Origin of the sequence: Xanthovirga aplysinae, assembly GCF_009711365.1 — a bacterium.
Classification (GTDB): Bacteria; Bacteroidota; Bacteroidia; order Cytophagales; family Cyclobacteriaceae; genus Xanthovirga; species Xanthovirga aplysinae.
In genome coordinates, this window is sequence record NZ_SMMB01000397.1 from 1 (window position 1) to 1,410 (window position 1,410).

The following is a 1,410-nucleotide window of genomic DNA, read 5'->3' on the forward strand; positions in this document are numbered from 1 at the left end:
AGAATAACCTAAAACATGGTGAACTTTATCCAACAATTTCTGGTATGCTGAATCTCCAAGGTGAATAATGTTTTTAAATTCCAGGAAAATTCGTTCGATCTGGTTTGGAGTTGTCAATAAAATCAGATTGCGGATTTTATAATTACTTTCTGACAGGGCAAATGTGGAAACAGCTGAACCAAAGGAATGGGCGACCACCGAAAAGGGATCCTTTGGAGAAATTTCATTAATGACTTTCAGTAGGGCTTCTTTGCAAATAATGAGGTTGGTGTGTTTTAGTTTGGAGTATCCATGTCCCGGTAAGTTTAGGGCTATCACTCTATAACCTTCTTTTACCAAATCAAATCCAATGGCCGATAAACTTCCGGCATTAGATTCCCAGCCATGAACAAGAAAGACTAGTTCCCCTTCTGAATTTCCTAATTCATAACAATCAATATCCTCTAGGTGGAAAGAAACTTTAAAATGTTTGGCTTTTTGATAAAACCCTAATTCATTTTTTCTAAAAGCCTTCTTTTGTGGTTTTTGAAATAAAAAGAAGGCTCTTTTTGCTGCAAGAGATGGCCAAAGTATGGAAAGTATTGTGTAATAACTTCTCAATAAGAATAGGTATAATTTCATGATTTTTTGTTTTATACCAATTGGTATATTTTTGAGTAAAAAAAATTATTTTTTTAGTTCTAATTCAATCATCTTATCTACATGATCCATCATATCGGATAAGTAAGTACTGTCATTCATGGTGGAGGTCATAAAAGCAGCTCCTTCTATCCAGGCAAATATCCTTCCGGCGTATTTTTCCGGGTCAATGTTTTCTTTTATTTCATGGCAGTCTATACCTTTCTCAATTATTGTTTCTATAGATTTTTTTAATTTGAGAATAATTTGTTTCACCCGCTGCGTCAGTATGGAGTTCTGGTGTTTTGAATCCACAGCGATATTTAGAATTGGGCAACCTCCCAAGACAGTGGAATAATCCGAATAATTCCTGTAGAATTCTGTTAAGGCCTTTAATTGGGCTATAGGAGAAGTATGCTGTTGCATTTTTTTGCCTATGTCTCCGAACAAAATTCGGGCATTGTGATTAAATGCTTCTAAAGCCAGCTCTTCCTTATTTTCAAAATTGCCATACACCGCCCCTTTGGTTAAACCGGTTACTTGAGTAATATCAGCCATACTTGTCCCCACATAGCCCTTTTGATTAAAAACTGGGGCCACTTTTTCCAAAATATATTTTTTTGTATACGCTGATTTTGAGGGCATTTCAATTAGTTTTTTACAAACATAGTAAAAATATACCAATCAGTATATTTTTTTATTCCTTTTTTCTGCATAATTCCTGGGCTTATTAAAAATAGAGTTTTCCTGATATTCACTAGGTCTCTGCTAGTTCTGGTTAATCCCTTTTTT

The 1,410-nt window shown here is 34.7% G+C and carries 2 protein-coding genes; both read right to left on the bottom strand.

Annotated elements, in window-relative coordinates; translation table 11 throughout:
- Window positions 1–621 (bottom strand): alpha/beta hydrolase (locus tag E1171_RS01380; RefSeq protein ID WP_155203338.1); only part of this gene is annotated, 621 nt, incomplete at its 3' end.
- Window positions 622–666: 45 nt separating this feature from the next.
- Window positions 667–1,263, bottom strand: a complete 597-nt coding sequence (locus tag E1171_RS01385) for a TetR/AcrR family transcriptional regulator (RefSeq protein WP_155203339.1) — start codon at window positions 1,261–1,263, stop codon at window positions 667–669.
- Window positions 1,264–1,410 lie beyond the last annotated feature (147 nt).

Excerpts from the sequence above, each read along its gene's own strand:
- E1171_RS01385 (WP_155203339.1), bottom strand. The coding sequence starts at position 1,263 with ATGCCCTCAAAATCAGCGTATACAAAAAAATATATTTTGGAAAAAGTG.